Genomic DNA, 21,989 nt, shown 5'->3' with positions numbered 1-21,989 from the left:
CGACGGTGACTTCCTCGCGCGCGAGTTCGCACACGCGGTAGGTCGGCAGCGCGCTCGCGTCGGCGAAGGGTTCGTCGAACATGTCGGCGATGCGGTCGACGAGGTCGAAGTCGCTCGCGGCCACGGTGCGCGTGCGGTGATCGGTCGCGAAACGCTCGGCGATTTGCTGGGCATAGGCGGTCTCGTCGAGCGCGGCCTGGTCGAACCCGATCGTGCAGGTCTTGACCGCCTTTTGGCTCGCCTCGGCCATCAGCGCGACGACCGCGCTGCTGTCGACCCCGCCCGACAGGAACGCGCCGAGCGGCACGTCGGAGACCATGCGATCGGTCACCGCGGCGCGCATCAGGTGGACGAGATGCTCGGCGGCCTCGCCCTCGCTCGCGCGGATCCGCTTCGAAAAATCGGGCGCCCACCAGCGGGTCGGCGCGGGCACGGGCTTGCCGCGTTCGAGCAGCAGATAATGGCCCGCGGGCAGTTTCTGCACCCCCGCGACGATGCAATTGTCGTCGGGGACATAACCGAAAGCGAGAAAATCCTCGATCGCGGTCAGATTGGCTTCCTGACGCAGCAGCGGATTGCGGAGCAGCCCTTTGAGTTCCGACGCGAACGCGACCGATCCATCGGACAAGCGGACATAATGGAGCGGCTTCACCCCCAGCCGGTCGCGCGCAAGAAACAGGCAGCCGCGCCGATGATCGTGGATCGCAAAGGCGAACATGCCGTTGAGCCGCGACAGGCAATCGGAGCCCCATTGGCGCCACGCCGCGATGATGACTTCGGTATCGCCACTGGTGCGGAAGCGGTGACCGCGATCCTCGAGCTCGGCGCGCAGCTCGCGGAAATTATAGATTTCGCCATTATAGGTGAGCGTGACGATCTCGTCGTCGCTCGCCATCGGTTGCGGGCTGCCCGCGATATCGATGATCGAGAGGCGAAGATGGCCGAGCCCGACGCCGGGCGCGGTCCACTCGCCCGATCCGTCGGGGCCGCGGTGCAGCATCGGCTGGAGCATCGCGCGCAGGCGCGCCGGATCGACCGGTTTCGCCGTTTCCAGATGATAGATGCCGGCGATCCCACACATATAGGAACCGCCCTTAACGCGTTTTCAGCGCGCGGTCAGCCATTGCATTGACTCCGCCCGACGCGGAAAGGAAATCTTCTATCGCATTGCGACCGCCGCGCCGCTCCTCGCTCGATATGATCAGCGACAATGCGCGCGGGTCGCCGCCAAGCAAGCGCGCCTTGAGCCCGGCAAGTTTCGCGCGGCGCGGATCGCCGGTCACATCGCCGTCAACGACGTACCAAGTGGCGGCGTCCCGCAGCACCGGACCGGGGTGCAGCAACCGCTCGGTCTTCGCGCCCTCGACCGCGGACAGCGAGGCGCTCCATGCCCATTTGCTGTCGGGGTCGATCGCGCCTTGCCCGAACGCGACGACCTCTCGGCCTTCCGCCTGGCGCTCGTACCCGCCGATCGCGACGGTCACCACCTGCCCCCTGCCGTTGGCGAACTGGCGCAGCAGCCTTCGATCGGCGCCATCGAAGCGCGGCTGCCATTCCATGGCTTCGACGCGCGCCTCGTCCCAGCCCGGTGGCGCTTCGACCGCCATCGTATCGGGCAAAGGTGCGCTACGTCCGCCAACCAAATGAGCCCAGCCGACGGACAGCAACGGAACCGCGAGTGCGACCGGCAGCACCGCTTTCGCTCGCCCGGCAAAGCGCGGCACCCCGCCCAATCCGCGCACATCGACCGCAGCGTCGTTCGCCGGCCGGTCGAACCAGCGGCGCGCGACGAGCATGACGAGCAGGATCACGCCGCCGAAGAAAAACCAGCCATAGAAGATATGGTCGATCCCGCCCGCCGCCTCGATCCCCCAGATTTCGGCGGCGACCATCGTCCCATAAGCACGCAGAGCATTCGCGAGGATTGTTGTCGCCAGCGCAGCCACGACAAAGACGATCCGCCGCGTCCAGCTGCGGAAACAGAGATGCGCCGCGAACACCGCAAAAGCGAGCATCGCGATCAGGAAATTGACCCCCGAACAGGCTTCGGCGACCTCGAAGAAGCCGGCGGGCGTGGTAATGAACACGCCTTCCATCTCCGCTGGAATGCCCGACAAATGGAGCAGGACCACGCTGATATACGCGGTGAGCGTCTGGAGCAGCGGCACCAGTTCCTCGCCGAAAGGCACGAGCAGCAGCGCATAGCCAAGCGGAAAGAGCAATGCGCGCACGAGCTTTTCGCCGAGCGTCGCCGCGACCGCACCCTGCAGCATCAGAATAAGGCCGAGCTGGCGGAACAGGCCGACCCCCGCGGCCTCGCCGACCAGCCACACCAGCCCCGCACCCGCCATCCACAGGAGCGCGGGCCACCAATAGACCGGCGTCAGCGGCCGCAACAGCGCGGCGCGCTGCGACACCAGCCACCCGATCATCGGCACGATCAGCAGGCAATGGGTAAAGGTCGAGCTGTTCCACCAGATACCCGCCACATCGGCGGCCTCGCGCCAGAAGATCGCGAAGATCGCCGCAGACAGCAGCCCAAGCGCAGCAAGATGGCGTTGCCAGCGCGTCATGCGGGCAGCCCCAGCAATTCGCCGAGCGGTGCAAGGCGTGCCTCCCAGCCATAGCGCGCGATCATTCGCGCGCGCGCCGCCTGTCCCATCTTCGCGGCCGCCGCGCGGTCGTCGAAGAGGGCGCACACGGCTTCGGCGATGCCCGCGGCATTATCGGCAACGAGCAGATGCTCGCCCGGAACCGCGTCGATTCCCGTGGCGGCAGCGGCACTCGCGACGACCGGCCGCGCCATCGCCATCGCCTCGAGCAATTTGTTCTGCACGCCGCGCGCGAGCAGCAGCGGCGCGACCACGGCATCGGCGGCGGCGAGCCACGGCCGCACGTCGGGCACCTCGCCGGTGACCGTCACGCCGGGCAGCCTTTCCAGCGCGCGCACTTCGTCGGTCGGCGCGCGGCCGACGATTGCGAAGCTGGTTTGCGGGTGGCGCTGACGGATCAGCGGCAGGATGTCGGCCGCGAACCAGCGCACCGCGTCGATGTTGGGGCGGTAATCCATCTGGCCGGTGAAGACCGCCAGCGGCCCCTCGCCCGCCCCGACCGCATCGAGTGGGATCGCCGGGTCGAACCGGCCGGTGTCGATGCCATTCTCAACTGCGCGCACCTTGTCGGCGCCGAGCCCGCCCTGCCTGCGAAACAGCGCCGCCTCGGTTTCGCTCACGAACAGGCTGGCATCGACGCGGCGCGCCACTTCCGCCTCATACGCGCCCAGAACGCGGGCCTCGCGCGCATGAACCCAGCTCAACGGCTGGCGTTTGTCCTGTTCGGCGTAGGTGGCGAATTTGGCGGAATCGACGTCGACGAAATCCATCAGCACGCGCCCGTCGAAATCACCCGGAATATATTGCGCCATCTGACCCGAAAAGGCGACGATATGCGTAATACCGCCGTGCGCGATCAGGCCGGCAACATGGCGCTCCAGCGCGCCGTTACGGAACAGACGGTTCGATACGGGTTCACCGTGCAGCACCGCCTGCGCGAGCGCCAACGGACGCGAAGCGCGACGCTCTTCGATCCTTAGACTCTCGCAAAGCGGAGCCATTTTTGCCTGCGCTGTTGCAGCTTCGCTCGCATTGTCGGCGAGCGCCGCGACATGCACGGGCGCGAGCTTTGCCAGCGCCTCGAACATATGCCAGCTGCGGATCCGGTCGCCGCGGTCGGGGGGCCAGGGCGCGCGGTGAACGAGGAACAGGATTTCGGGCATCAGCCCAATCCGCGGGCGATCAGCGGGCCGATCCGGTTTGCCGCCCACAGCGGCAGCTTTTTCCACAGGTCGACTTGCAGCCGGTATTTGGCGCTGTTCGGATTGGTGTCGCGCGCAGTCTCGCCCGGTGCGAGCCAGCGGGCGTAGACGAGCGGGTGCGGTTCGAAACCCCAGTTCTTCTTATAGGCGAAGGGGCCGGTGCCGAGTTTCGAGCGGCCGAAATCGAAGCGGGTGCGGCCGCGCTCGCGGGCGTGGCGCATCAGGGCGAAGTACATGAGTTCGTTGGCGCGGAGGCGGCGCGCGTCGGTGGTGCCGCCGCCCCAATAGGGCATGACGGTGCCGCGCCAATGGAGGCTGAGGACGCTGGCCACAACTTCTCTATCGTTGCGCACATTGAGGATGTCGGCGTCGTCGCCGAAGGCGTCAATTACGCACGAAAACAATGATTTGTGGAAAACGGGAGTGCCGAGGTTGCGGACGCTGGTCGCGTAGATGCGATAATGGTCGGCGCGGTCCTGTTCGGAGCGGCCGGTGGTGACGGTGAGACCGCTTTCGAGCGCCTTGCGCACCTCGGCGCGCTGTTTGCGCGGGATGGCGAGGAGTTCGGCGTCGTCATCGGCGGCGAGGTCGCGGGCGAAGCCGGCGTAGGTGCCTTCCTCCCGGGTCCAGCCCTCGCCCTCGGGTAGCGGGCCGCCGCGCAGTTCGACCGACGGAACACCCAGCGATCGGGCCATTTCGGCCGCGCCCTCCGCCAGCGTTGCCGCGACGGCCGCATTGTCGGCGAGGATGCCGCCGCCCACCGCGAAGCCGCTGCCGACCAGCGCCTGCCCGAACAAAGGCGAGCGGATGTGGTGGAGCGGGAGGAGGCCGATGAGCGCGCCGTTCGCGTCGCGCGCGATGACGAGGTGGCAGCGATGGCCGGTCGCCTTGGTGATCGCCTCGCACCACGCACGGCTGTGGAACGGCGTCGCGTCGGGGTGCGCGGCGACATAGGCGTCCCACGCCGCCGTGTCGGATAGCGGAGCGGCGGTGAAGCTTTGGTCGATCGACACGGGCGCGTTCACGCCGCCGCGCGCCAAGGCTGCGCACGCTGCTGTTGCCCAGGGAGCAAGGCGTCGGCGCGCGTCCATTCGAAATCGGCGAGCAATTTCCTTAGCTTGCCGGCCATAGCCGACAATCCGCTGTAGTGGCGGATCTTCGACTTGATCGGCGCATCGGCGACGCGCGGCTGACCGGGGTCGATTTCCCACGGGTGGAAATAGAGGATGGCCGGATGCCCCTCTTCGTTCATCCGCGCGATCGCCCAGCGCGTGAAGCCATAGGGCAGCATCCGCATGAAGCCGCCGCCGCCCGCCGCCAATGTCCGCCCGGCAAAGCGCGCGGTGGTGACGGGCCATTCGACGAGATCGCTGTCGGCCAGCGGGCGCCAGGCATGGCGCGGGCTTTGCGGCCAGCCATAATGGTCGTGGACGACCGGCGCGACGCTCGACGAATAGGCATAGCCCTGTTCGGCGAGCACCGCGTGCGCCCACGGCGTGCGCGTATCGACCGAGAAGCTCGGCGCACGATAGCCGCGGATTTTGGCGCCGCCGAGGTCTTCGAGGATCGCCTGCGTCTGCTTGAGGTCGGCGGCGAATTCGTCGGCGGTCATGTTGAACACGCGCTTGTGGTCATAGCCGTGGCTGGCGAGTTCGTGTCCCGCCGCGACGATGCGCCTGATCAGCGCGGGATAGCGTTCGGCGACCCAGCCCAGGGTGAAGAAGGTGCCCACCGCGCCCGCATCGGCGAAAATCCGCAGCACCGCGTCGCAATTCGCCTCGACGCGGCATTCGAGGCTCGGCCAGTCGGCGCGGTCGATCGTGCGCTCAAAGGCGCCGACCTGGAACCAGTCCTCGACATCGACCGACAGGCCGTTCTGCATTTTTCTTCACCTTCATCAGCGGGATAGCCGATTTTGGCCGGATTGTCAGGCGGCCCAGGTCCGCGAATTGGCCGGGTTCGGGGCATTGTCCGGATCGCGTTCGACCCATTCGATCAGGAGGTCGAGCACGCGGCGGAGCGCGGCATCCTGTTCGACGAGCCGCGCCTCGAGCGAGGCGATCTGCCCCTCCAGCGCCGCGAGATGTTCGGGGTCGATCGCGGGCGCCGCCGGAGCGGGCGCTTCGGCCGCGGCCTCGGGTGCGAGTTCCAGGACATCGGCCTCGGGCTGTTCCATCGGCTTCGGCGGGGTCAGCGTGACGACGCGCGCGGGGTCGGCGGGTGCGGAAAAGGGCGGACGAGCATCGGCGGCGGATTCAGCGGCGCGCTGTGGCCATTCGAGCGACGCTTCGTTGGCGGGCGCCGGAACCGCGAAGGGCGCGGGCGTCGGTGCGACCGCGGTGGCGGCCGCCGCAACGACCTCAGCAACCGGCAGCGGCGCCAGCGTCGCCGCGTCGATACCGCGATCGGCCTCGATCTCGGCGACGACCGAGCGCACATTCTGCGCGGTGATGCGGTTCATCTGTTCGACCGCGCCATAGAGCAGCAGGCGGCTGACGAGGACGTTCAGCTTGCGCGGCACGCCTTCGCTGTAATCGAAGATTTCCTCGAATGCGTCGGGGCTGAAGCTGGGATTGCCCGTCCAGCCGACCTTGCTCAAACGGTGCAGGATATAGGGTTCGACCTCTTCGGGCTCCATCGGGTCGAGGTGGTGCGTCGCGATCACGCGCTGGCGCAGCTGCTCGAGCGTCGGCGAATGGAAGAGCGTCTGACGAAACTCGGGCTGGCCGAGCAGGAATATCTGCAGCAGCGAATGGCCGCCGAGCTGGAAGTTCGAGAGCATGCGCAGCTCTTCGAGCGCCGAGATCGCGAGATTCTGCCCCTCGTCGACGATCAGCAGCGTCCGGCGGCCGGCGCGCGCCTGTTCGCGCAGATATTGCTCCATCGAGCGCAGCAGTTCGGCCTTGCTCTGCCCTTCCCACTCGATGCCGAACTGTTCGGCGACGAGGCGCAGAAGATCGTCGCCCTCGACCTGCGTCGATACCAGCTTGACCGCGGTCAGGCGGTTGGCGTCGATCGTGTTCATCAGATGGCCGACGAGCGTCGTCTTGCCCGCGCCGACATCGCCGGTGATGACGATGAAGCCTTCGCCCTGCGCAAGGCCATAGCCGAGGTAGGACATCGCCTTCCGGTGCGTGCCGCTTTCGAAATAGAAATGCGGGTCTGGGGTCAGCTGGAACGGACGCCCGGTGAAACCATAGAACTGATCGTACATCGCAAAAATTCCCGTTGCTTGGTCAGAAGTTGTAACGAAGTCCCACCAAAGCTGAACCGATAAGCTGACTGTTGACGCCTTCTTGGTCGAAGGCGTTGAGGCTGGCCGCCGCGGTCCCCGTGAGGCCGCGCCAGAAACGCCGCGAATAGGATGTGGTCAGGCCGGCCGACTGGACGTCGCTCGCACCCGGCGCGCCATTGTCGAAATAATTGACGTAACCCGACAAGGAGAGGTCGGAATCGGCGTCGAGCGGACGCGCCGCCGACACGAAGAGATAATAATTCTCGTCCTTGATCCCGTTGAGGTTGCCGATCGGCGACAGCAAGGGCGCGAGCAGCTTGCGCTGGTCGTAGCCGAGGCCGACGCCGTAGCTCCAGCCGGCGAAGCGCGACGACAGCGTCGCCTGAACGCCGCGGCTGCGATATTGCGCCGAGGTCGCATTGCCGAGCTGGTTGCTGAGGCAGCCGCCGCCCTGTTGCCCGAAGACGCACGGATTGACGTCGCCGCCGATCGGGTTGCGCGTCGGGTCGAATTGCGTCGGCAGCGCGGCAAGTCCGCTCGACAAGCCGCGGCCGAGGCTGGAAAGCCCGTCATAGACGCCGACCTGGATCGAGGTCGCATGATCGGCGCGATAGCTGAAGCTGCCCGTATAGATGGTGTCGCCGTAACGACGTCCGACGCGCGCGGTCAGCGAGGTGCGGCGGCTGGGCTGCCACATCACGCCAGCGTCCCAGATCAGCCCGTCGGTGTCGAACGACAGCTGGCGCGGGGTCGATTTGTCGGTGATGAAGCGGCCGCTCGCATCGCGCACGGGGACGCCATTGGCATCGACGACCGGATTGCGCTGGCCGATCTCGATATCTTCGTAGCCGACGCCGCCAAGCAACGCGACCGTCGGGCCGATCGGCACCGTCACGTCGGCGCGGGCGAATTTGCCCTCGTAGCGCTGGTCGAGCTGGCTCGCATCCTCGCGCTCGTAACCGCCCGACACCTGCCATCCGAACGGCAGGTCGCCCGGCCGTGCGCCGACGCTGGCCCACGCGACATGGTTGGTCGAGCTGTCGAAAATATCCTGCGGCTGGGTTCCGGGCGACAGGATCGCCGGCTCGTCAATGTCGACCTTGGTATAGCCGAAGCGATAGCCCGCCCCGACGTCGAGCCCGCCGATACGCCGCGTGAAGGTCGGCCCGGCGTAGAGTGAATAAAGGTTCGCGACATTGCTGGCGTCGCCGATGAACAGGCCGGGATCGGCGCCCTGCCCGTCGGCGCGCGTGCGCGTGGCGAGCGCGCCGCCTTCGAGATTCAGGCCGCGCGCGGCCTCGATTCGGCCGCGGGCGAGGCCGCTGATCGTGTCCGAATCGCCGAGATCGCCGTTCCATCCGAAGCGATGTTCGTAGCGCAGGCTGGCGCTCAGTTCGGCGCGGTTCGTCGCGATCGCCGCGTCGACCCCGACCGCGACATTGGTATAGGTCAGCACGTCGCCGCCATTTTTCAGGTCGGCGGTCAAAATCTGATCGACTTCGAGATAGGGGCTGACGTCGACCGTTCGCTGCGTGCGGCGCCCTTCGGCGCGCTTCGCTGCGCGGCCCTCGGATGCCGGCGCGCCGGCCGAAGGCGCGTCGCCGCCGCCCGTTCCGGGATCGCCCGAAAATTGCGCATGTGCGCCCGTCGCCGTCCCGGCGAGCAGCAGGGCCGCCAGCGTCCCCATATGACGCATGGTGGTCGTGGTGCGCATCACGCGCCTCCTTGTCCGTAATAGGTGCCGAAGCGGCGGCCGCCCGGCGAATATTTGACCCCGTTGAGGAGCAGCTGGATATGCGGACATGCGCCCATCAGGCCGATCGCGTCGCGCAACGCCGATTCGAGCGTTTCGTCGGCGCGCACGACCATGATCGTCTGCCCGACATGCCCCGCGAGCACCGCCGCGGGCGACGCCGCGAGCACCGGCGGCGAATCGATGATGAGGATGCGGCCCGGCGCGCCCTGTTCGAGTTGCGCCAGCAAAGCCTCGGTCCGCGCCGAGGCGAGGAGTTCGGTGTCATGCATATGCCCGGTGCCCGCGGGCATGACCTTCAGCCCCGGAATGTCGGTCTGGATCAGGCAGTCGCCGAGCGGCAGATGCGGATCGGCGAGCGCGTCCATCAGCCCCGGGCCGTCGTCGAGCCCGAGCGCTTCGAGCACGCTCGGCTTGGCGATATCGGCATCGATCAACAGCACGTCATGATCGGCCTCGACCGCAAGGCTGAGCGCGAGGTTGACCGCGGAGAAGGTCTTGCCCTCGCCCGGATTGGCCGATGCGATCAGCACGCGGTGGCCGCGCGGCAGGATCGGGCGATTGCCGGCGCCGCCGAAATTGCGGATCAGTTCGCGCTTCACGATGCGATATTCTTCGGAGATGCCGGTGACCGGGGTGCCCGGCACGATCATCCCGCGCGCCGCGAGGCGGTCACGGTCGATCGTTCCTTGCCGCGTCGGCACGATAGCGGGCGCCGCCTTGGCGACGTCCTTGCGCGGCGACGGCTTGGGAGCGACTGGTGCGGCCTCGACGGCGAGCGCCGCTTCGACAACGGGATCGGGGATTTCGGGCTGCGGGGTTTCCGTGGCCGGCTCGGCCTTGGCCTTCTTCGCCTTTTTCTCGGGCTCGGGCGGCAGCTTCGAGACGTCGATCGTCGGCGCGTTGGCGGCGGGGTCGAGGCCGAACATATCGGCTGCGCGTTCGAGGAGCGAGGGCGGGCGCTTGACTTTGCGTTGATCGTTCATGTCATCGTCCCCCGTCACGCAACCATGCCGCGCTGGATGAATTCGACGACCAGCAGCAAGGCGTAAAGCCCGACCAGCGCGCCCCCGCCGCTCATCAGCCAGACGAGTTTCTTGCGCCGGTCGAGATGGCGGTCAGGCGTCACGACTTCGGTGATCGACCCGATCACCGGCAGCCCGCTCGCGCGCTCGAGCTTCGCCGCGGTCGCGTAACTGGTGCGCACCTGGGCGAGACCGAAGGCGGCGCCGACACCCCCGCCGATACCCGCGAGCAGGACGAGCGTCAGGAACAAGGGCCGGTTAGGCGCCGCGGGGCTCGTCGGTTTCGAGGGCGGGTCGAGCAACTCGATCTTGATCGCATCGGTTTCGGTCTGCACCTCGCCGCGCATCCGCACCTGTTCGCGCTGCGCGAGCAATTTGTCATACTGCGCCTTGAACGCGGTATATTCGCCGTTGATCCGGTCGTATTCGGCCGCGATGCCGGGGTTCTGGATCTGCTGCGAGGTGATCCTGGCAATGTCGCCGGTGAGCTGCGCCTTGCGCGACGACAGCGCGCTGACCGTCGCCTGCCGCTCGGCGCGCATCGCCGACAGCGAGGCATAGGCCGGGTTCTGCGAATTGCCGCCACCGCCGCCGCCCGCGCCTTCGCGGTCGGCCATCGCTTTCAGCGAGGCGATCTGGCTCTTGAGCGCGATCACGTCGGGGTGCGCGTCGGTCAGCCCGCGTGCGCGCATCGACGAGAGTTCATTTTGCGCGCCCGCAAGCTGCTGGCGCGCGACGCCGCCGCCGACGCTGCCCATGCCCGGGATGTTGATCGTCGCGGGGGTCGAGGCGAGCTGGCCGTTGGCGGCGGCGAGCTGCGCCTGCGCCGACACGAGCTGCGAATCGATCTGGCCGAGTTCGGCGCGCGCGGCGTCGACGCGCTGGGCGGGCGACCCGCTGCCGCCCGGGATCAGGCCGATATTCTGCGCCTCGAACGCGCCGCGGCGCGCTTCGACTTCGCGCAGCGCCTTTTCGCGGTCGGCGATCTGCGCGTCGAGGAATTTCAGCCCCTCGCGCGCGTTCATCCGGCCGCCGCGCAGCTGATCGTCGCGGAACACGGTGATCAGGCTGTCGAGCACGCCCGATGCCAGCTTCGCATTGTCGGCGTCGGACAGGCTGCCGACCGCGATGCTCGACGTGATTTCAAAGATATTGTCCTGCTGCGGGATGACCTTGATGCTCTTTTGCAGCATGCCGACCGCGCCGGCCTTTTCGCGCTCGTTCGCGCCGGCGGGGAGCAGGCCGGTGGTCGCCGCGACCTTTTCCATATTGCGTGCGCTGGTCAGCGTTTCGCGAATCTGGTCGAGCTGCGGGCGTCCGCCACCGATCTGCGCGTCGTCGGGCAGGATTTCGTTGACGTCGACGAGCAGGCGCGCGCGGCTGTCATAGCGGTTGGGGATCGACGCGATCGCCAGCCAGCCGAGGATGCAGATGCCCCACGCCACTGCGAGCACGAGCCACCGGCGCGTCCAGACGCTGTGCAGCGCTACCCTGAATTCGTCGTAAAGGCTGGTCATCGCTCGAAATCGATCCTTGGGAAATGGGTGGGTTGGCGGGCCAGGGTCAGAACATGCTTTCGGGGATGATGATCACATCGCCGGGCTGCAGCCGCACATTCGCCTTGATGTCGCCGCGCTTGATCAGGTCATTAAGCCGCAGGCCGAACTCCTGCTGCTTCCCACTGCCCTTGTCGAAACGGACGAGTCGCGCTTTGTTACCAGCGGCATATTCGCCCAGCCCGCCGACTGCAATCATTGCGTCGAGCACGGTCATGTTGGCGCGGAACGGAATCGACGCGGGTTTTTCGGTCGCGCCGACGACGCGGATCTGCTGCGAGAAGGTGCTGTTAAAGGTCGTGACGATCACGCTGACGATCGGATCGGTGATATATTGGCTGAGCTGGAGCTTGAGATCCTGCTGGAGCATCGTGGGAGTTTTCCCCACCGCGGGCATGTCGGTGATCAGCGGCGTGGTGATGCGGCCGTCGGGGCGGACCTGGACCTTGCCGCCGAGTTCGGGATTGCGCCACACGAATATCTGGAGCTCGTCGAGCGGGCCGATGATATATTCCTCGCCCGGCCCTTCCTGATTCTGGACGAAGTTCGCGCTCGGCAGCTGCGGCGCGCTGCCGCCCGCGCCCATGCAGCCCGTCAGCGCGGTCGCGGCGATGCCCGACACGAGCGCGGCACGCGCGATACGGAGCGAGGGGAACGAAGCCATAATCCATCAACCTTTCGAGCCGTCAGGGGAACCGCGGTCCGGAAACTCCGCGGCGACAGCCATTGCGTCAGCTTCCGCCATTGCTCGAAAAGGGTGAACATAATGTTAGTATTGAACTAAGTTTGGACCGCGCTCGTCGGAATATGTCCCGATAAGGAACAGATTCAGGCGTGTCAGACGAGCATTTCGCGCGCCGGCCCCTGCCCCAGGAAGGTCGCGGGGCTCGCGCTCGCGCCATAAGCGCCCGCCTGAAAGATCGCGATGAGGTCGCCGGCCTCGGCGCGCGGGAGGGCGACCTGATCGCCGAGGCGGTCGAGCGGGGTGCAGAGGCAGCCCACGACCGACACCGTCTCGATGGGTTCGCGCCCGAAGGCGCCCGCGACCGCGATCGGATAGTTGCGGCGGATCACGGTGCCGAAATTGCCGCTCGCGGCGAGCTGGTGGTGGAGGCCGCCGTCGGTGACGAGGAAGGTTTCGCCGTGGCTGGTCTTCCGGTCGACGATGCGGGTCAGATAGACCCCCGCCTCGGCCACGAGCCAGCGGCCAAGCTCCATCGCGAAATGGCTCTTTGCGAGGATCGGATCGCGCGCGCCGAGCGTCTCGGCGAGCGCCGCCCCGACCGCGGCGACATCGACCGCCTTGTCGCCGGGAAAATAGGGCACGCCCATCCCGCCACCGAGATTGACCAGCGGCGGCGTCTCCCCGATCTCGTTCGCCAGCCGCGCGGCGAGCGCGACCGTCTGCGCCTGCGTATCGGCGATGGCGGCGGCATCAAGCGCCTGCGATCCCGCGAAAATATGGAAGCCCTGCCAGTCGGCACCGGCATCGATCAGGCGCCGCACCAATGCCGGAACCTCGGCGGAATCGACCCCGAAGGGCTTGGCGCCGCCGCCCATCTTCATGCCCGACCCCTTGAGGTCGAAGTCGGGATTGACGCGCACGGCGAGGCTGGGCGTCAGGCCGAGATGTTCGGCGATTGACAACGCCCGTTCGGCCTCACCCGCGGATTCGAGATTGAGCGTCGCGCCGGCGGTGATCGTCGCTTCGAGCTCGCGGTCGCGCTTGCCGGGGCCGGCGAAGCTGACGTCGCCCGCCGGCATGCCGCTGGCGAGCGCGGCCTTGAGCTCGCCGCCCGAGGCGACGTCGAACCCGTCGACGAGCCGCGCCATGAAGGCGAGCAAAGGCGCATAGGGGTTCGCCTTCATCGCATAGTGAAGCTGGACCCCGGCGGGCATCGCGGCGCGCCATTCGGCGACGCGCGCGGTGAGCATCGTGCTGTCATAGGCGAACAGCGGTGTGTCGCCCGCGACGTCGGCGAGCGCCTCCGCGCGGTCACCGCCGATCAGCAGCATGCCGCTGGGGTCGGCGCGGAAGCCGGGGGGGATCGGGCCGTGGGGCTTCATGCAATCACCTTCGATGTCGGCCGACCATTCAGCTTTCCCAACCCGTTCGTGTCGAGCCCTTCGACTGCCTTGCAGGCGCTCAGGATAAACTTCAGGCATTCGCCGGAAGTCGAGACACCCATCGGCGCAGCGCTTGACCGAGGGGCATCTCGACTTCGCTCGATGCGAACGGACTTATTTGCCATGGCCATGCTCCTTCGCCCAATCGGCGGCGATCGCCACGCGGTCGAGCTTGCCATTGGGATTGCGCGGCAGGGCATCGCGCCACTCGATCGCCTGCGGCTGCATGAAATTGGGGAGGTTCTGGCGGAGATAGGCCGCCAGCCCCTCCTCGTCCGCAGCGCCATCCTTGCCGCGGATGATCAGGATAATCGCGGCGCCGAGCCGCAGGTCGGGAACGCCGAATGCGACGGCTTCGTAGATCAGCCCCGAAGCGACCGCGACATCCTCGACCTCGGTCGGGCTGACGCGGTTGCCCGCGGTCTTGATCATCGCGTCTGCACGGCCGACGAAATAGAGGAGATGGTTGGCGTCGCGGCGCACCGTGTCGCCCGACCACACCGCCATGCCGCCATATTCGGACGCGCGTGGCGCGGGTTTGAAGCGCTGCGCGGTGCGTTCGTCGTCCTGCCAATAGCCTTTGGCGACGAGCGGGCCGCAATGGACGAGCTCGCCCGATTCTTCGTCGGCGGTGATCGTGCCGTCGGGACGGCACACCAATATCTCGGCATGCGGGATCGCGCGGCCCATCGAGGTTGGATGGTCGGCGACGAATTTCGGGTCGAGGTACGTCGAGCGGAACGCCTCGGTCAGCCCATACATCGGATAGATGTCGGCGTCGGGGAAAGTTCCGCGCATCGCATCGATCAGCGAAGGCGTCAGCGCGCCGCCGCTGTTGGTCAGGCGTTTCAGACAGGCCGCCGTTTCGGCGGGCCATTCGGCCTCGACGAGTTGCACCCAGAGCGGCGGCACGCCCGCGAGCGTCGTCGCCTTGTGCCGCGCCACCGCCTTCACGACGTCACGCGCGGTCAGATAATCGAGCGGCGCGACCGCGGCGCCGGCATACCAGCTCGAAAGCAGCTGGTTCTGGCCATAATCGAAGCTGAGCGGGAGAACGGCGAGCACGCGGTCTTCAGGGACGATCTTGAGGTATGATGCGACGCTTTCGGCACCGAGCCACAAATTCGCGTGGCTGAGCATCACGCCTTTGGGCCGCCCCGTCGAGCCGCTGGTGTAGAGGATGGCGGCGAGATCGTCGGGTTCGGCGAGCGAGAGCGGAAGTCCCTGTCCGCCCGAATCAATCACTTCCTCGCCGATCTTCAGATCCTGCACCACGCATTCGTCGGGCAGGCCATCGCCGAGCATCTCGGCGCGCGCGCCATTGGTGACGAGCAGTTTCGCGCCGCTGTCGGACAGGATATGCGCGACCTGCGGCGCCTTGAGCAGCGGATTGACCGGCACATGGATCAGCCCCGCGCGCGCCGCGGCGAGCGGCATCAGGCAGGCGAGCCGCGTCTTGGCGCTCCAGCTCGCGACGCGTTCGCCCGGCCCGCCGGCCTGTTCGAGCAGCCATGACGCCAGCCGTCCGACGCCGGCGTCGAGATCGGCGAAGGTGGTGACCCGATCGCCGGTCAGCAGCGCAGCCGCGTCCGGCGCGCCGCGGCGGGCGAGATGGTCGATCGGCCTTGAAGATGTGTTTTCGGCTTTGGTCATCGGCTGTTAGGACAGGAGTGATAGAGGGCGGCACCATGCAAGGGAACGGTGAACATCACGCTAATGATGAGCGGCTGCCCGCCACAGCGCGCGCAGCGGGCTTTGCTTCGCCGTTCGACCGCGCGGAGTGGTTCGACCTGCTCACCGCGCATGGTTTTGCGGGCCATGGCCGAATCGACGCGCGGGGCATCGCCGGCACGACGAACGCATGGCTGCCGCTGCGGGTCGAGGCGCCGGGCGATCTGGCCGGCCTGACCAACTGGTACAGTTTTTCGATCCGCCCGCTTTTCGACGGCGGCGATGATCGCGGCGGCGCCCTTCGCGCGCTCTTCGCCGATCTTCGCCGACAGGCCGCGCGGCTGATGCTCTATCCTGTTGTCGACCCCGATGCGCTGGCCGCCGCGCTGCGCGCCGCGGGCTGGTGGGTGAAGACGGTGCCCGCCGGCGACCGGCACTGGCTCGACCTGGGCGAGATGGACCATGACGCCTGGTGGGCGAGCCGGCCCGGCGCGCTGCGCAATACGGTCCAGCGCAAGGCGAAGAAGGGCGTGGTCGATATCCAGCTGCTCACCGATTTCGATCCGGGAAGCTGGGCCGTTTACGAACAAATCTACGCCGCAAGCTGGAAGCCGGAGGAAGGCGACCCCGCGCTGCTGCGCGCCTTTGCCGAAATGGAAAATGCGCGCGGCACTTTCCGCATGGGGATCGCACGCATCGACGGCGTGCCCGTCGCCGCGCAATATTGGACCGTCGAGGACGGCACCGCCTTCATTCACAAGCTCGCGCATGTCGAGGACAGCCTGAAAGCCTCCCCCGGCACCTTGCTGTCCGCCGCGCTGTTCCGCCATGTGATCGAGGTCGACGGCGTGAAGCGCATCGATTTCGGCACCGGCAACGACGGGTACAAACGCGACTGGATGAACCGCCACGACCCGCTGTGGCGTATCGAGGCTTTCAATCCATCGCGGCTCGCGGCATGGGGGCCGGCATTGAAGGCATTCCTCCATTCGCTGTTCAGGAAAGACTCATGACCGAAGCCACGCCCAAAGCATCCGGCGTCGACGCCACCCTTCGTGCCCTGCTCGCCGACGTGCTCGGCCTCGGCGAAGCGCGCGCCGCGGCGCTGACCGAGGACAGCGGCCTGTTCGGCGAACTGCCCGAGTTCGATTCGATGGCGGTCGCGACGGTGCTGACCGAGATGGAAGACCGGCTGGGCATCCTCATCGACGATGACGAGATCGATGGCGAAATCTTTGAAACCTACGGCAATTTGCTCGCCTTTTCGCTGCGCAAAGTGACCGACTGAGCCCGGATGCGCGCATGGGTGAACATCGATTGCGCATCGACCCAGCGGGCACGTCCCGCGCCACCATCCTGATCGTCCCGCCGCTGTTCGAGGAAGCGAACCGCACGCGCCGCACATTGGTGCTCGCGATGCGCGCGCTGGCGGCCGATGGATTTGCGGCGTTGCTGCCCGACCTTCCGGGGCAGAATGAGAGCCCTGTGCCGTTGGAGCAGGTCGACCTGGCGCGCTGGCAGGACGCGCTTGCCGAGGTTGCGGCGGGCGTCGATGGCCCGATCCTTGTCGCATCGGTTCGCGGCGGCGCGTTGATCGATCACCGGGTGAAAGCCGCGGCCTGGTGGCGCCTAGCGCCCGTCGGCGGAGCGTCGCTGCTCCGCACCCTGATGCGGGCGCGGGTAAGCGCCGACCGCGAGGCCGGACTGACCTCTTCGCTCGAAAGCTTGCAGGAAGCGGCGAAGACCGGGCCGCTGCTGGTCGCGGGCAACCGATTGTCCCCGCAAATGGTCGCGCAGCTCGGCGCGAGCGAGGCGCAGCCGGTCGAACCTTTGCGCAGTGTTGGCCTGGGCATCGATGGCATCGCCGGAACACCGCTGTGGCTGCGCGCCGAACCGGGCGAGGATGCCGCGATGGCGGCGGCGATCGCCGCCGACATTTCCGCGTGGAGCAAGACATGCGGCATCAGCTGAGCTTTGCCTGCGAAGGCGCGGCGCTCGCCGCGAGCCTCGACGAGGCGGCGGGTTCGACCGGCCTGCTGATCGTGTCGGGCGGGAACGAGATTCGCAGCGGCGCGCATCGCGGGATGGCGATGCTGGCGGCGCGGGTCGCGGCGGCAGGTTATCCGGTATTCCGTTTCGACCGGCGAGGGATCGGCGACAGCGAAGGCGCGAACGGCGGCTTCGAAAGCAGCGGACCCGATATTGGGGCGGCGATTGCGGCGTTTCGCGGGGCGGCGCCGCATGTGACGCGCATCGTCGGCTTCGGCAATTGCGATGCGGCGAGCGCGTTGTTGCTTCACCAGCCGCTGGCGCTCGATGGGCTGATCGTGGCCAATCCGTGGACTTATGACGGCGACGCCGAGGAAGCGGACGAGCCCGCGCTGCCCCCTGCTGCGGCGATCCGGGCGCGCTATCTGTCGCGGTTGAAGGACCCGAAGAGCCTGCTGCGGCTGGTCAAGGGCGAGGTGGATTTCCGGAAGCTGTTTCGCGGGCTTTCGGCGCTCAAGGCGCCAGCCCTGCCCGCTGCGCCCGATAGTTTGGCGGCACGGATCGATCGGGCGGTGGTCCAACTCGGTCCGCCCGCGACGATCCTGCTCGCGACGGGCGACCGGACCGCGCAGGCCTTTATGGAAAACTGTCCGGTTTCGTTGACCCGCTTGCCCGTCCAGCGCCTTGCCAGTCCGTCGCACAGCTTTGCCGGCGACGATGCGGAGTGGCTGGTCGAGCGGATATTGGAAACATTGGGACGATAGTCTTGTGCGGCCGGCACCCCGCGTCTGTTTTGGGGTGGGGAGCGGACGTAGTCAGTTCCTCCCCGGACCGGGGAGGTGGCAGCCCGCAGGGCTGACGGAGGGGTCGAAACCTCTCGTCAAGACGCACCGTCCCGACCCCTCCACCACCGCTTCGCGGCGGTCCCCCTCCCCGTTCCGGGGAGGAACTAAAACGTCCGCTACCGGTCGTAACCCGCCGTTACGCTCCTCAGGCGTCGGCCATCGCGTGATATTCGGCTTCGGCGAGGAAGCGTTCGGCGTCGAGCGCGGCCATGCAGCCCATGCCCGCGGCGGTCACCGCCTGGCGGTACACCTTGTCGGCGACGTCGCCCGCGGCGAAGACGCCGGGGATCGAGGTCAGCGAGGTGCCGGGCGTGATCTGGAGATAGCCGTCGTCGTCGAGCGGCAGCTTGCCCTTGAACAGTTCGGTCGCGGGGCTGTGGCCGATCGCGACGAAGCCGCCGTCGGTCGGCTCATGGCTCGCCGCGCCGGTGACGGTGTCGATCAGGTCGACGCCGACGAGGCCCGTCAAGCCCTCGCCCGCGACGAAACGATCGACGCGCTTGTTCCAGAGTATCTTGATCTTCGGGTTGACCATCAACCGGTCCTGCAGGATCTTTTCGGCGCGGAGATGGTCGCGGCGGTGAATCAGCGTGACGTCTTCGCTGTGGTTGGTGAGGTAGAGCGCTTCCTCGACCGCGGTGTTGCCGCCGCCGATCACCACGACCTTCTTGCCGCGATAGAAGAAGCCATCACAAGTGGCACAAGCCGAAACGCCCTTGCCGCCGAGTTCCTGCTCGCCCGGCACGCCGAGCCATTTCGCCTGCGCGCCCGTCGCGATGACGAGCGTTTCGGCCATATAGACGTCGCCGCCGTCGCCGGTGAGCTTGAACGGGCGGCGCGACAGGTCGACGTCGACGATCGTGTCCCAGATCATGGCTGTCCCGACGTGCATCGCCTGCGCGGTCATCTGTTCCATCAGCCAGGGGCCTTGCACGACCTCGGCAAAGCCGGGGTAGTTTTCGACGTCGGTGGTGATCGTCAGCTGGCCGCCGGGTTGCAGCCCCTGCACGACGATCGGCATCATGCCCGCGCGCGCGGCGTAAATGGCGGCCGACAGGCCGGCGGGGCCGGAACCGAGGATGAGCATCTTGGTGTGATGGACGGCGGGCATGACGATCTTTCGTTGGCGGTGCGGACAGGCACAGATGGGTGTTGCCAACCGCGCTAGCAAGGGACAGGCTACACGCCAAGAGGGAGCCCGCGTGACAATGAACGATCGCGAAACGGTGCCGACGATGCGGCGCCGCGACAATTGGAGATTTGTTGCCGCGATCCTCGTCGCGCTCGCCGCCGCATTTGCCGTCTATATGATGGCCGAGGCGGGAGCGGGCGGCGCGATCGGCTATGCGCTGATGGTGGTACTGCCCGCCGCGCTGTCGGCCTTCATCGCCTGGGCCGGAAGCATCGGGCGCCGCTGGTCGCGGGGCACTTTTCTGGCGGTGCCGCTGTGGCTGGCGTTCGCCGCCACCGCGATCGGCGCGATTGTCCTGCGCGAAGGCGTTGTGTGCCTGGTCATGGTGCTGCCCTTCTGGGTGGGCTTCGGCTATCTCGGCATCTGGCCCGTCTATCTTTATCGCCGCAGCCGGTGGAGCGTCGATCCGGCGACCTTTCGCGCCCATGCGCTGCTGCTCTTGCCCTTCCTCGCGCTGCTGGTCGATCAGCAGGTCGCCCCGCCGCGCGAGACGCGCACGGTGGTCCGCGAGATCATCGTCGACGCGCCCGCCGCGGCGGTGTGGCCGCGCCTGCTCGCCATCCCGGCGATCGCACCGGACGAGGGGCGCTGGAACATCAGCCAGGACCTGCTGCGCCTGCCGCGTCCGGTCGCGGCGCATCTGACGGGCGAAGGCCCCGGCGCGGTCCGCGATGCGCGCTGGCAGGACGATATCCGCTTTCAGGAAATCGTCACCGGCTGGCGGCCGGGCGAGGCGTTGCAATGGCGCTTCGCCTTCCCCGACCCGTCGATCCACCAGCGCACCGACCGGCATATCGAACCGCACGGCCGCCATTTGTGGATCGACAGCGGCGGCTATCGCCTGATTCCGCTGGCCGGCGGCCGGACCAGAATCCGGCTGTGGACGCGCTATCACCTCGCCACCCCGTTCAACGCCTATGCCGGCTGGTGGGGCGAGCGCATATTGGGTGATATTCAAGACAATGTCCTTTCGGTCGTGGCCGGGCGGATCGAGAATCGCACGCGGGGAGAAACGCCATGAGCAGCTGGTGGGACCGTCACGGAGTACCGCGGCTGATCAAATGCGCCTGTTCGCAGGGACAGGTAATGAAGCTGCGCAGCAAGGTCGTGCCGCACGCGCGCGGCGATGTGCTGGAACTCGGCTGCGGCGGCGGGATCAACATGGAATTTTACCGGCCGGGACAGGTCGACAGCTTCAGCGGGCTCGATCCCTCGCCCGAATTGCTCGCGATGAGCGTCGCGGCGGCGGCGGCGCGCGGAATCGACGCCGATATCCGCGGGGGGATCGGCGAGGCGATGCCGTTCGCGAGCGGGTCGTTCGATACGGTCGTTACCACATTTACGCTGTGCTCGGTTCACGATCAGGCGGCGGTGCTCAGCGAGATTCGCCGCGTGCTGAAGCCCGGCGGGACCGCGCTGTTCCTCGAACATGGCGCCGCGCCCGATGACGGGGTCGCGAAATGGCAGCGGCGGATCGAGCCGATATGGAAACGCATCGGCGGCAATTGCCACCTCACGCGGCCGATCGGCGATGCCTATGAAAAGGCGGGTTTTGCGGTCGACCGGCATGGCGCCTCCTATATGCCGAAGACGCCGCGGCCGTTCGGGTGGGTCGAATATGGCGCGGCGCGGGTGCTGGGCTGACGATGGGCGAAGGCGACGACGTCGCGCCATGGATCCTCCGTCAGCGCTGCGTCTTTGGCGCAGTTTATCCTGAGCGCCCGCAAGGCAGTCGAAGGGTGCCGCCACCTCCCCATTGCTTCGCGACGGGGAGGATCAGGTTCACGCGAAGACGCGAAAAGGTTGGCGCGGAGCGAGAGCGTCGGCCCGCCTTCAACCCGCCTTTTGGGCCGCAGCGTCGAATTCAAGGCGCCCGACGGCGATCTTCTGCTTAGCTTCGCGCCTTCGCGTCTTCGCGTGACCCCTTTTCTTCTTCGATTTCAGCGTCATTCGCTGGCATCGGCAGCCCGAAAAAGGCGCAGCGTGCGATTTCGCCCGCCTTGCGCAGCGGGGCGAAGGCTTCGGCACGCGCCGATTCCCACGCTTCCGTTTCGGTGATGTCGAGCGTGCGTTCATAACCCTCGTCGCCGAACTCGCCTTCCTCGATCCCGACATAATCCTCCGGCGGCGGGAAGTTGGTGCGCCATTCGCCGGTTTCCTCGTCGGCCCAGATCGTCATCGCTTCGGCTTCCTCCTCGGGGGTCGGTTCGGCTTCGGGCTCGTCGTCCAGACCGGCGGAAAAGTGCGCAACTTCACGCGCGATCGGGGTATCGCGCCACAGCGTCGCGAGCGGGTTGGCGCGGTTGTCGCGGCCCGCGAGCCAGCAGCCGAGCGCGGCATTATGACCTTCACCTTCGATGTCGAAGAGCGACAGGAACCCCGCCCAGTCGCCCGCGACGATCTGCGCCAGCATCGCCTCGCCCGCGCGGGCGCGGATATCGACAGCGCGGTCGAGGCGCGCGAGCATCGCGAGGCCGAGGCTGGGGATCTGGCGGCGGCGCTTGGTAAAGGCGCGCTGCGTTTCGGCTTCGCTCAGGCGTTCGGTGCTCTCCTCCACCCCGTAGATCGCGCGGTCGAGCAGTTCATCGGCGAGCCGGTCGCGCGCGATGAGCAGCGCCGCGGCCCAGCCGAGCGAAAAAGCCGCACCCTCGGGCCGGCGGCGGAGTTGATAGGCGGCGCTCGGCGACATCGAGACGCGCGTCGCGGCGATGCGCACCGAGCCGGTGACCGCGAGATGGTCGAGGAAATCGCGCTGGAGCTTTGGCGTCCAGTGATAGCTCGC

Annotated in this window: 20 protein-coding genes; 6 read left to right on the top strand and 14 right to left on the bottom strand. The window is 67.3% G+C overall.

The annotated features are described in order from the left end of the window. The 12 genes from asnB to VJ811_RS12965 form a co-directional block, all read right to left on the bottom strand. Positions 1–1,081, bottom strand: a 1,081-nt coding sequence (gene asnB / locus VJ811_RS13020) for an asparagine synthase (glutamine-hydrolyzing) (protein WP_324072989.1), incomplete at its 3' end; no start/stop codon positions are given. Positions 1,082–1,094: 13 nt separating this feature from the next. Further along, the gene (gene xrtA / locus VJ811_RS13015) at positions 1,095–2,573 is read right to left on the bottom strand and encodes an exosortase A (protein WP_324072987.1); all 1,479 of its coding nucleotides are present in this window, start codon (positions 2,571–2,573) and stop codon (positions 1,095–1,097) included. After that, on the bottom strand, positions 2,570–3,775 hold the full coding sequence (locus VJ811_RS13010; RefSeq protein WP_324072983.1) for a TIGR03087 family PEP-CTERM/XrtA system glycosyltransferase: 1,206 nt from the start codon (positions 3,773–3,775) through the stop codon (positions 2,570–2,572). Before VJ811_RS13010 ends, xrtA begins: the two co-directional genes overlap by 4 nt. After that, positions 3,775–4,839 carry a FemAB family XrtA/PEP-CTERM system-associated protein gene (locus tag VJ811_RS13005; RefSeq protein WP_324072981.1) on the bottom strand — a complete coding sequence of 355 codons (1,065 nt, stop codon included), beginning with the start codon at positions 4,837–4,839 and terminating at the stop codon, positions 3,775–3,777. The genes VJ811_RS13010 and VJ811_RS13005 overlap by 1 nt, the downstream gene beginning before the upstream one ends. Further along, complete coding sequence (locus VJ811_RS13000) at positions 4,836–5,696, bottom strand: XrtA system polysaccharide deacetylase (RefSeq protein WP_324072979.1); 861 nt, start codon at positions 5,694–5,696, stop codon at positions 4,836–4,838. Before VJ811_RS13000 ends, VJ811_RS13005 begins: the two co-directional genes overlap by 4 nt. A 45-nt stretch (positions 5,697–5,741) precedes the next feature. Further along, complete coding sequence (locus VJ811_RS12995; protein ID WP_324072976.1) at positions 5,742–7,028, bottom strand: XrtA/PEP-CTERM system-associated ATPase; 1,287 nt, start codon at positions 7,026–7,028, stop codon at positions 5,742–5,744. A 22-nt stretch (positions 7,029–7,050) separates the two neighbouring features. Continuing rightward, positions 7,051–8,763, bottom strand: coding sequence for a hypothetical protein (locus tag VJ811_RS12990; RefSeq protein ID WP_324072974.1), 1,713 nt, complete (start codon positions 8,761–8,763; stop codon positions 7,051–7,053). After that, positions 8,763–9,788, bottom strand: coding sequence for a P-loop NTPase (locus VJ811_RS12985; protein ID WP_324072972.1), 1,026 nt, complete (start codon positions 9,786–9,788; stop codon positions 8,763–8,765). Before VJ811_RS12985 ends, VJ811_RS12990 begins: the two co-directional genes overlap by 1 nt. A gap of 14 nt (positions 9,789–9,802) precedes the next feature. Next, positions 9,803–11,344, bottom strand: coding sequence for an XrtA system polysaccharide chain length determinant (locus tag VJ811_RS12980; RefSeq protein ID WP_324072970.1), 1,542 nt, complete (start codon positions 11,342–11,344; stop codon positions 9,803–9,805). Between the two features lie 46 nt (positions 11,345–11,390). Then, positions 11,391–12,047 carry an XrtA/PEP-CTERM system exopolysaccharide export protein gene (locus VJ811_RS12975; protein WP_324072968.1) on the bottom strand — a complete coding sequence of 219 codons (657 nt, stop codon included), beginning with the start codon at positions 12,045–12,047 and terminating at the stop codon, positions 11,391–11,393. Between the two features lie 173 nt (positions 12,048–12,220). After that, positions 12,221–13,450, bottom strand: coding sequence for a pyridoxal-dependent decarboxylase, exosortase A system-associated (locus VJ811_RS12970; protein WP_324072966.1), 1,230 nt, complete (start codon positions 13,448–13,450; stop codon positions 12,221–12,223). A gap of 174 nt (positions 13,451–13,624) precedes the next feature. Further along, positions 13,625–15,163 carry an acyl-CoA ligase (AMP-forming), exosortase A system-associated gene (locus tag VJ811_RS12965; protein ID WP_324072964.1) on the bottom strand — a complete coding sequence of 513 codons (1,539 nt, stop codon included), beginning with the start codon at positions 15,161–15,163 and terminating at the stop codon, positions 13,625–13,627. 35 nt (positions 15,164–15,198) lie between these two features. Here VJ811_RS12965 and VJ811_RS12960 point away from each other — a divergent pair, with 35 nt between their 5' ends. From VJ811_RS12960 to VJ811_RS12945, 4 genes are read left to right on the top strand one after another with little or no spacing between them, the layout of a single operon-like run. Beyond that, positions 15,199–16,194, top strand: coding sequence for a GNAT family N-acetyltransferase (locus VJ811_RS12960; protein WP_324072963.1), 996 nt, complete (start codon positions 15,199–15,201; stop codon positions 16,192–16,194). Beyond that, positions 16,191–16,469, top strand: coding sequence for an acyl carrier protein (locus tag VJ811_RS12955; RefSeq protein ID WP_324072960.1), 279 nt, complete (start codon positions 16,191–16,193; stop codon positions 16,467–16,469). The genes VJ811_RS12960 and VJ811_RS12955 overlap by 4 nt, the downstream gene beginning before the upstream one ends. Positions 16,470–16,483: 14 nt before the next feature. Beyond that, the gene (locus tag VJ811_RS12950; RefSeq protein WP_324072959.1) at positions 16,484–17,152 is read left to right on the top strand and encodes a hypothetical protein; all 669 of its coding nucleotides are present in this window, start codon (positions 16,484–16,486) and stop codon (positions 17,150–17,152) included. Next, complete coding sequence (locus VJ811_RS12945) at positions 17,137–17,934, top strand: hydrolase 1, exosortase A system-associated (protein ID WP_324072957.1); 798 nt, start codon at positions 17,137–17,139, stop codon at positions 17,932–17,934. The genes VJ811_RS12950 and VJ811_RS12945 overlap by 16 nt, the downstream gene beginning before the upstream one ends. Before the next feature lie 226 nt (positions 17,935–18,160). Here VJ811_RS12945 and trxB read toward each other — a convergent pair whose 3' ends face one another. Beyond that, positions 18,161–19,126 (bottom strand): thioredoxin-disulfide reductase, encoded by a 966-nt coding sequence (trxB, locus tag VJ811_RS12940; protein WP_324072955.1) that lies wholly within the window; start codon positions 19,124–19,126, stop codon positions 18,161–18,163. 97 nt (positions 19,127–19,223) lie between these two features. On the opposite strand from trxB, the gene VJ811_RS12935 reads away from it, so the two are divergent. Further along, positions 19,224–20,228, top strand: coding sequence for an SRPBCC family protein (locus VJ811_RS12935; protein WP_324072953.1), 1,005 nt, complete (start codon positions 19,224–19,226; stop codon positions 20,226–20,228). Next, the gene (locus VJ811_RS12930; RefSeq protein WP_324072951.1) at positions 20,225–20,851 is read left to right on the top strand and encodes a class I SAM-dependent methyltransferase; all 627 of its coding nucleotides are present in this window, start codon (positions 20,225–20,227) and stop codon (positions 20,849–20,851) included. The genes VJ811_RS12935 and VJ811_RS12930 overlap by 4 nt, the downstream gene beginning before the upstream one ends. Before the next feature lie 247 nt (positions 20,852–21,098). Here the strand turns inward: VJ811_RS12930 and VJ811_RS12925 are convergent. After that, positions 21,099–21,989: hypothetical protein (locus VJ811_RS12925; protein WP_324072949.1), on the bottom strand; the 891-nt coding region annotated here is incomplete at its 5' end.

This window comes from Sphingopyxis sp. (assembly GCF_035250425.1).
In the GTDB taxonomy this organism is placed as follows: Bacteria; Pseudomonadota; Alphaproteobacteria; order Sphingomonadales; family Sphingomonadaceae; genus Sphingopyxis.
This window is presented reverse-complemented; position numbering and strand designations above follow the sequence as displayed.

What these genes read in the sequence shown, in the direction of transcription:
- xrtA (WP_324072987.1), bottom strand. Translation starts at nt 2,573, where the DNA reads ATGACGCGCTGGCAACGCCATCTTGCTGCGCTTGGGCTGCTGTCTGCG.
- VJ811_RS13010 (WP_324072983.1), bottom strand. Translation starts at nt 3,775, where the DNA reads ATGCCCGAAATCCTGTTCCTCGTTCACCGCGCGCCCTGGCCCCCCGAC.
- VJ811_RS13000 (WP_324072979.1), bottom strand. Translation starts at nt 5,696, where the DNA reads ATGCAGAACGGCCTGTCGGTCGATGTCGAGGACTGGTTCCAGGTCGGC.
- VJ811_RS12995 (WP_324072976.1), bottom strand. Translation starts at nt 7,028, where the DNA reads ATGTACGATCAGTTCTATGGTTTCACCGGGCGTCCGTTCCAGCTGACC.
- VJ811_RS12990 (WP_324072974.1), bottom strand. Translation starts at nt 8,763, where the DNA reads ATGCGCACCACGACCACCATGCGTCATATGGGGACGCTGGCGGCCCTG.
- VJ811_RS12985 (WP_324072972.1), bottom strand. Translation starts at nt 9,788, where the DNA reads ATGAACGATCAACGCAAAGTCAAGCGCCCGCCCTCGCTCCTCGAACGC.
- VJ811_RS12980 (WP_324072970.1), bottom strand. Translation starts at nt 11,344, where the DNA reads ATGACCAGCCTTTACGACGAATTCAGGGTAGCGCTGCACAGCGTCTGG.
- VJ811_RS12975 (WP_324072968.1), bottom strand. Translation starts at nt 12,047, where the DNA reads ATGGCTTCGTTCCCCTCGCTCCGTATCGCGCGTGCCGCGCTCGTGTCG.
- VJ811_RS12970 (WP_324072966.1), bottom strand. Translation starts at nt 13,450, where the DNA reads ATGAAGCCCCACGGCCCGATCCCCCCCGGCTTCCGCGCCGACCCCAGC.
- VJ811_RS12965 (WP_324072964.1), bottom strand. Translation starts at nt 15,163, where the DNA reads ATGACCAAAGCCGAAAACACATCTTCAAGGCCGATCGACCATCTCGCC.
- VJ811_RS12960 (WP_324072963.1), top strand. Translation starts at nt 15,199, where the DNA reads ATGCAAGGGAACGGTGAACATCACGCTAATGATGAGCGGCTGCCCGCC.
- VJ811_RS12955 (WP_324072960.1), top strand. Translation starts at nt 16,191, where the DNA reads ATGACCGAAGCCACGCCCAAAGCATCCGGCGTCGACGCCACCCTTCGT.
- VJ811_RS12950 (WP_324072959.1), top strand. Translation starts at nt 16,484, where the DNA reads ATGGGTGAACATCGATTGCGCATCGACCCAGCGGGCACGTCCCGCGCC.
- VJ811_RS12945 (WP_324072957.1), top strand. Translation starts at nt 17,137, where the DNA reads ATGCGGCATCAGCTGAGCTTTGCCTGCGAAGGCGCGGCGCTCGCCGCG.
- trxB (WP_324072955.1), bottom strand. Translation starts at nt 19,126, where the DNA reads ATGCCCGCCGTCCATCACACCAAGATGCTCATCCTCGGTTCCGGCCCC.
- VJ811_RS12935 (WP_324072953.1), top strand. Translation starts at nt 19,224, where the DNA reads ATGAACGATCGCGAAACGGTGCCGACGATGCGGCGCCGCGACAATTGG.
- VJ811_RS12930 (WP_324072951.1), top strand. Translation starts at nt 20,225, where the DNA reads ATGAGCAGCTGGTGGGACCGTCACGGAGTACCGCGGCTGATCAAATGC.